Annotated in this window: 5 protein-coding genes; 2 read left to right on the forward strand and 3 right to left on the reverse strand. The window is 39.9% G+C overall.

Annotation, left to right across the window (positions count from 1 at the left end; translation table 11 throughout):
* Positions 1 to 13: 13 nt before the first annotated feature.
* Together GWI97_RS07810 and pepA are read right to left on the reverse strand one after the other, a co-directional pair.
* Positions 14 to 463, reverse strand: coding sequence for a DNA polymerase III subunit chi (locus GWI97_RS07810; RefSeq protein ID WP_023583544.1), 450 nt, complete (start codon positions 461 to 463; stop codon positions 14 to 16).
* 105 nt (positions 464 to 568) lie between these two features.
* The gene (gene pepA / locus GWI97_RS07815) at positions 569 to 2077 is read right to left on the reverse strand and encodes a leucyl aminopeptidase (RefSeq protein ID WP_036939243.1); all 1509 of its coding nucleotides are present in this window, start codon (positions 2075 to 2077) and stop codon (positions 569 to 571) included.
* A gap of 286 nt (positions 2078 to 2363) precedes the next feature.
* On the opposite strand from pepA, the gene lptF reads away from it, so the two are divergent.
* Both lptF and lptG read left to right on the forward strand, forming a co-directional pair.
* Positions 2364 to 3461, forward strand: coding sequence for an LPS export ABC transporter permease LptF (gene lptF, locus GWI97_RS07820; RefSeq protein ID WP_036939240.1), 1098 nt, complete (start codon positions 2364 to 2366; stop codon positions 3459 to 3461).
* Positions 3461 to 4540 (forward strand): LPS export ABC transporter permease LptG, encoded by a 1080-nt coding sequence (gene lptG / locus GWI97_RS07825; protein WP_036939237.1) that lies wholly within the window; start codon positions 3461 to 3463, stop codon positions 4538 to 4540. The genes lptF and lptG overlap by 1 nt, the downstream gene beginning before the upstream one ends.
* Positions 4541 to 4622: 82 nt before the next feature.
* On the opposite strand, the gene ampH is transcribed toward lptG, so the two are convergent.
* A complete protein-coding gene (gene ampH, locus GWI97_RS07830) occupies positions 4623 to 5852 on the reverse strand; it encodes a D-alanyl-D-alanine-carboxypeptidase/endopeptidase AmpH (protein WP_036939234.1) in 1230 nt (409 codons plus the stop codon).
* Between the last annotated feature and the right edge of the window lie 797 nt (positions 5853 to 6649).

Below are 6649 nucleotides of genomic sequence, written 5' to 3' on the forward strand. Positions count from 1 at the left end.
ATTTTTTACGTATTCAATAGGTTGGCGGCGTAGCCATTGTCAAAGTAAAGCCGACGCTACGATAAATTTTATATCGTTCACGCGCCAACTGTTTCAATTGTTCATCAATAGGTACAAAGTCTATCACTTCATGGAAAGCTGTGGCAAAGTCTACGAATTGTGATTGTAAATTAATCAGAAGATCACGAGGTGCATTACCACGTTTTCCAGGCCAACATAATTCAACAGGAGAGCCATAACGAGGGCCTTCACCTGCAAGATTATGAGGAACAAACTGATGAGGTTCTCTTGCCCATAATGCCTCATCAAGCAATTCTGCTTGAGCCTGAGACTCACAAACTAACAAAATTCGTTTGCCTAATCGCCAATGTTCAGCAGTAAGTTGACAGGCAAGCCACTCATGAGCCTGTAAATCGTCATGTATTGATGGGTGTTCCATTAAATAAAACGTGGCGTTTTTCATGATATCCCGATAACAGAAGGGTATTGCGTTGCAATACCCTTCTTGGAGTCTGCTCTATTTACCATAATAATAGGGTAATACCTTAACCCTGATAATTATGCGGTATTACTCGTCGCTATTCAAACCCGCGCGATTAAGTAAAAACTGAGACAGTAAAGAAACAGGACGACCTGTTGCACCTTTTGCTTTACCAGAGCGCCATGCTGTACCTGCAATATCCAAGTGAGCCCAGTTATATTTCGTTGCAAAACGCGCTAAGAAACAACCAGCGGTAATTGCGCCACCTAAACGGCCACCTGTATTGGCTAAATCAGCAAAATTAGATTCAATTTGTTCATAGAACTCATCGCCTAATGGTAAACGCCAAGCGCGATCACCCGCTTGCTCTGATGCATTCATTAACTCATGTGCTAACGGATTATGATTAGACATTAATCCGCTGTAGTGATGCCCTAAAGCCACCATACATGCACCTGTTAATGTTGCAATATCGACAACTAACTCAGGCTCAAAGCGCTCAACATAAGTTAACGTATCACATAGAACTAAGCGGCCTTCAGCATCAGTGTTTAATACTTCAACGGTTTGGCCGGACATAGTTGTTAAGATATCACCAGGGCGATAGGCTTTTCCACCCGGCATATTTTCACAACCCGCAAGTACACCAATAACGTTAATCGGTAATTGTAGTTCTGCAACCACACGCATCACGCCATAGACTGTTGCGGCACCACACATGTCATATTTCATCTCATCCATGCCATCAGCAGGTTTGATAGAAATACCACCCGAGTCAAATGTCAGCCCTTTACCGACCAATACGATTGGGCGAGCTTCAGGATCTTTACTGCCTTTGTACTCAATGATAGACATTAAAGATTCATTTTGAGAGCCCTGGCCTACCGCAAGGTAAGCGTTCATGTTGAGCTCTTTCATTTGCTCTTCGCCAATAACACGCGTAGAAACATTTGAAGAGGAGTCTGCCAATTGACGCGCTTGAGAAGCTAAATAAGCGGCATTACAGATATTGGGTGGCATGTTTGCTAAATCTTTACATGCTTTAATACCTGATGCGATGGCTAAACCGTGAGCAATGGCACGTTCACCACTAGGTAGTTCACGACGAGTAGGTACATTAAAGACCATTTTACGTAATGGGCGACGTAGTTCTGTCTTATTGCTCTTTAGTTGATCAAAGGTATAGAGGCAGTCTTTTGCAGTCTCAACCGCTTGACGTACTTTCCAGTAGTTATTACGACCTTTAACATGCAACTCAGTGAGAAAGCAAACCGCTTCCATTGAGCCAGTTTCATTGAGCGTGTTAATGGTTTTTTGAATGATTTGTTTATATTGACGTTCATCCAACTCACGCTCTTTACCGCAACCGATCAGTAAAACGCGCTCAGAGAGAACATTAGGTACATGATGTAACAGCAGTGATTGCCCAACTTTGCCTTCCAGTTCACCTCGACGTAACAAGGCGCTGATATAGCCATCACTGATTTTATCAAGTTGCTCCGCGATCGGAGATAAACGACGAGGCTCAAACACCCCCACGATAATACAAGCGCTGCGTTGTTTCTCTGGGCTGCCGCTTTTTACATTAAACTCCATGCGTTCTCCTGAATATTAAAGACAAAAACGGAAAGTATCGTTTAGAATAGTGATCCGCATTAATCTACCCCATAGAAAGTTTACTTTTTATGTTAAGCTAAATGCATTAATTGAACACAACTAATTTAGCTAACTTATAAGCTTGTTCTTATTGGGAACCTGTTTATAGCATGTTTTGATATCATTTGGGCTGCAAGAATGTCTAACTGAGATGCACAAATGATAGATATACAACGAAGTTAGCGATTTTCCTGCAAAAAGACAAGTTTTCACAGGCATAACTAGCGTGATTATAATTCGATATTTAGCTCGGGAAACCCTTAAAAGTCAGATAGCCATCTTATTTATTCTGATGCTTATCTTCTTTAGCCAGAAACTGGTTGAGATTTTAGGGGCTGCTGTAGAAGGTAACATTCCTACAAACCTTGTGATTTCTCTGCTGTGGCTGGGAATTCCCGAGATGGCACAGCTTATTCTTCCACTAAGCCTTTTTCTTGGGCTTCTGATGACTTACAGCAAACTTTATGTTGAAAGTGAGATAACCGTCATGAATGCGTGCGGGATAGGTAAAAAAGCCTTAGTGCAAGCCGCACTGTTGCTTTCATTACTGACTAGCGCATTAGCAGCAGGAAATGTGATTTGGCTTATTCCATGGTCATCAGCACATCAAGAGCAAGTGCTTGAAGATGCCAAGGCGAACCCAAGTTTAGCAGCCTTGATGGAAGGACAATTTAAAATGTCCAATGATCGTAATATGGTGCTTTATCTTGGTAGCGTGAAAGGTAACCAATTCCAAGATGTGTTCCTCGCACAGTTACGCCCAACACAAGATCAGCGCCCGTCTGTTGTGGTGGCAGATAAAGGCTATACCAAGGAATTGCCTAACGGAAATCAGATTGTTGTACTCAGTGAGGGAACTCGCTATGAAGGTACGGCTGTATTACGTGATTTTCGTATCACTGATTTTAATGACTACCAAGCTGTTATCGGACATCGTGAATCGACTATTAGTAGCAATCGTGTAGAGCAAAAAACGATGACTGAACTTTGGCATTCTAATGAAACAGAGTCTATTGCTGAATTCCATTGGCGATTAACTCTAATTTTCTCTGTTGTCATTATGGCTGTGATGGTGGTGCCTTTAAGCGAGGTAAATCCACGCCAAGGTCGTGTATTAAGCATGTTACCTGCAATGTTGCTTTATTTGGTCTTTTTCTTATTACAAAGTTCGTTGCATTCTAATGGCGAAAAAGGAAAAGTGGATCCCCTCATTGCGATGTGGAGCGTTAATGGTGTTTATCTTGGCTTAGCTATCTTATTAAATATTTGGGATACCTTGCCTATGCGTAAATTCCGAGCTCGCTTTAAGAAAGGAGTTGCCTGATGTTTGGTGTATTAGATAGATATATCGGGCGTACTATTTTACAGTCGATTTTGATGACACTATTTTTGCTTGTTTCATTATCGGGCATTATCAAGTTTGTCGATCAACTCCGTAAAGTAGGGCAAGGAGATTTCACCACACTTGATGCGGGTATTTATGCTATTTTAAATATCCTTAAAGACGTGCAGATCTTCTTCCCCATGGCCGCGTTACTCGGAGCATTATTAGGGTTAGGCGCATTAGCAACACGCAGTGAGCTGGTGGTGATGCAAGCATCAGGTTTTACCCGTTTGCAAATCGCAGGCTCCGTAATGAAAACAGCGATTCCATTAGTGTTGCTAACGGTTCTGATTGGCGAGTGGGGGGCACCACAAGGTGAACAATACGCACGTAACTATCGTGCAGAAAAAATTATGGGGAATTCTTTAGTTTCGACTAACCGCGGTATGTGGGCTAAAGATGGCAACCAATTTATTCATATCAACAGAATAAAGAGCCAAAATGAGATGCAAGGCATCACTCTCTATGATTTTAATAATGATAGAAAACTAGAAACAGTACGTTATGCATCAAGTGCAACCTATGATGTGGATAAAAAAACGTGGATGTTAAAACAGGTTGAGCAGTCAGATTTAACTGATCCACAAAAAATCACCGGTAAAAAACAGGTATCACTTGAATGGCCAACACGATTAACGCCAGAAAAATTAAGCGTTGTGGCGTTAGATCCTGATGCATTATCGATCAGTGGGCTTTATCAATACGTTAAATATCTAAAACAGAGTGGACAAGAATCAGCAAACTATGAGCTCAACTTCTGGAAAAAAATCTTTGCACCTATCTCTGTTGCAGTCATGATGTTGATGGCATTGTCATTTATCTTTGGCCCACTACGTACTGTGCCAATGGGATTAAGAGTCTTAACCGGGATTTCTTTTGGTTTCTTATTCTATATCGTCAATGAGGTGTCAGGGCGATTAAGCCTGGTTTATGGTATACCGGCAGTGATTGCAGCATTGGTGCCGGGGATCCTCTTCTTAACGTTGAGTTTATGGTTATTGATGAAGCGTAATCGCTAAGTCATATTAACCAGAAAATAATGTCAGTCTGAAAAATAAAAAGCGCCCTACAAGGCGCTTTTTTATTACTATTGGGCATGGATCACTGATAAAAATCTTTTGCCAGCGCGCGGACAAGGGCATTTGTGCCTTGAGTTACTTCACTAAATTTAGTGCCATTTGGCTTACGAGTGATAACGACAAATACACCAATATTTAATTCAGGTATGGTTGCCATATAAGTATTAAACCCGCCGCCACCCCCTGTTTTTTGGTAAATAGCCGGAATTCCATTTGCTGGCGCCATATAGACCCAACCTAAACCAATACCATCGGCACGCCCTGCAACATCCATACCTTCTATTGAAGAAAGTTGATTACGAGGAAAATAGACAGACTGTTCTTTGCTCGCCGTTGGTTTTCTCACCGCATTATGAGAGGTCAAAAAGCCTTGCATCCAACGTTGCATATCTGCTGGCGTTGAATACACGCCACCACTTCCCGCTGCTGCGATCGTGTCAGAACATGGACTTGGTTTATATCCGATTAATAATCGCTGACACTGTGTGGGCGTCGGCGTCAATGTGGTATTGGTCATACCTGCGGGTTGAGTGACATAGTGTTTTAAAAGTTGTGGATAACTTTTACCTGATGCTTTCACTAAGGCATCCGCTAATAAGTCATAGGCTAAATTTGAATATGACGCTTGATCACCTGCGGGCGATGTTAATGTCGCTTTTTTTAACCAATTCCAACGATCGCCATGGGTCGGCCAAATAAAAACAGGTCTGCCCCATTTTCCACCGGGTTGTTCTCGTGGAAAACCACTAGTATGGGTTGCTAAATGATAAAGACGGATAGGGGATTGAGTACTGACTAATGGGATATCGACGCCGTAATAGCTATATTTTTGCAGTGGATCAGTAACTAATAATTTTCCATCATCTTGTAGCTTTAGCATGACTTCACTGGTCATTAATTTTGTAATCGAAGCAATGCGAATAAGTGAGTTCATTGATGGTGCATGACGGCTTTCTGGGGTTGTTGTTCCAAAAGATCGGTTTAAGGTTTGAGAGTTATTGATCATAACAATAACCATGCCTTGGGGATTACTCTTTTGGTAAATCTGCGATGCATATTTATCAAACAACACACGCGCATTGCTTACATTGGGGCTTAATGCTGTCGGCCACTGTGCTAGTTCAGGTACATTATTCTGCTGATTTAACATAGAAGGCTGTGTTGCTGGTGGTAATGATGAACGCTGGCTACACGCATTCAATGTCAGCAAAGCGACCGGGATCATAAGATATTTTAGAAAATGTTTTTTCATTTTTACTTTCAACAGAAGTCAGTGAGGTGAAAGGAATGCGATCAACATAAGTGGTTTATGTTTTAAATTGGTGCCTTTCTTATCGCGCTATTTTTTCTTTATCATTTTTAATACGGCACCTAAGATAATACCAACAAATATACCTGTAATAATCCAGCCAACAATGCCCATAACAACACCTTCTAATCAGATTTAAACCAAATTTTGATTATATTATCAGAAATAAGAATGTCTATCAGTGCAAGAGCCGGTTATCAAAAAGTTGGCATTAAATGTGTTAAATTGTCTCTGATATAAAGATAGTGAAGAAAAACTGCATTATAAAAAGCTATTTCTCTCTTATTTCTCATCTAAAAATGAGATAAGTATTACTGTTAAGTTACAATCTTCCTCATTTATCGTGCATTTTTAGTCCTATTATTAGCTTTTCTTTATTATTAAGTTAGGATATGTATATCAAGAAAATGTTAACGAATGGTGTTTCGCTCTTTGTTTGGTGGTTTTTATAAATTATTAATCTTATCTTTATCTTAAATTGATCTGTATTTGGTGTTTTATAAAAATAATATTAGTCTGTGTCATATTTTGTAATAATTTAATGATTGTGAGATTGTGAAATTAAACTTATTATAGCTTCATCAAGTCGAGAGACTGAAAATATAAGTGTGACAGCGCAAAGATAACACAGCAATAATAGAGTGGAGTAATAAAAGGTATATTATAAACTAGCCTCTTAAATAATAAATAATAAATAATAAATAATAAATAATAAATAATAAATAATAAATAATAAATAA

Origin of the sequence: Proteus sp. G2300 (assembly GCF_009915965.1) — a bacterium.
In the GTDB taxonomy this organism is placed as follows: Bacteria; Pseudomonadota; Gammaproteobacteria; order Enterobacterales; family Enterobacteriaceae; genus Proteus; species Proteus vulgaris.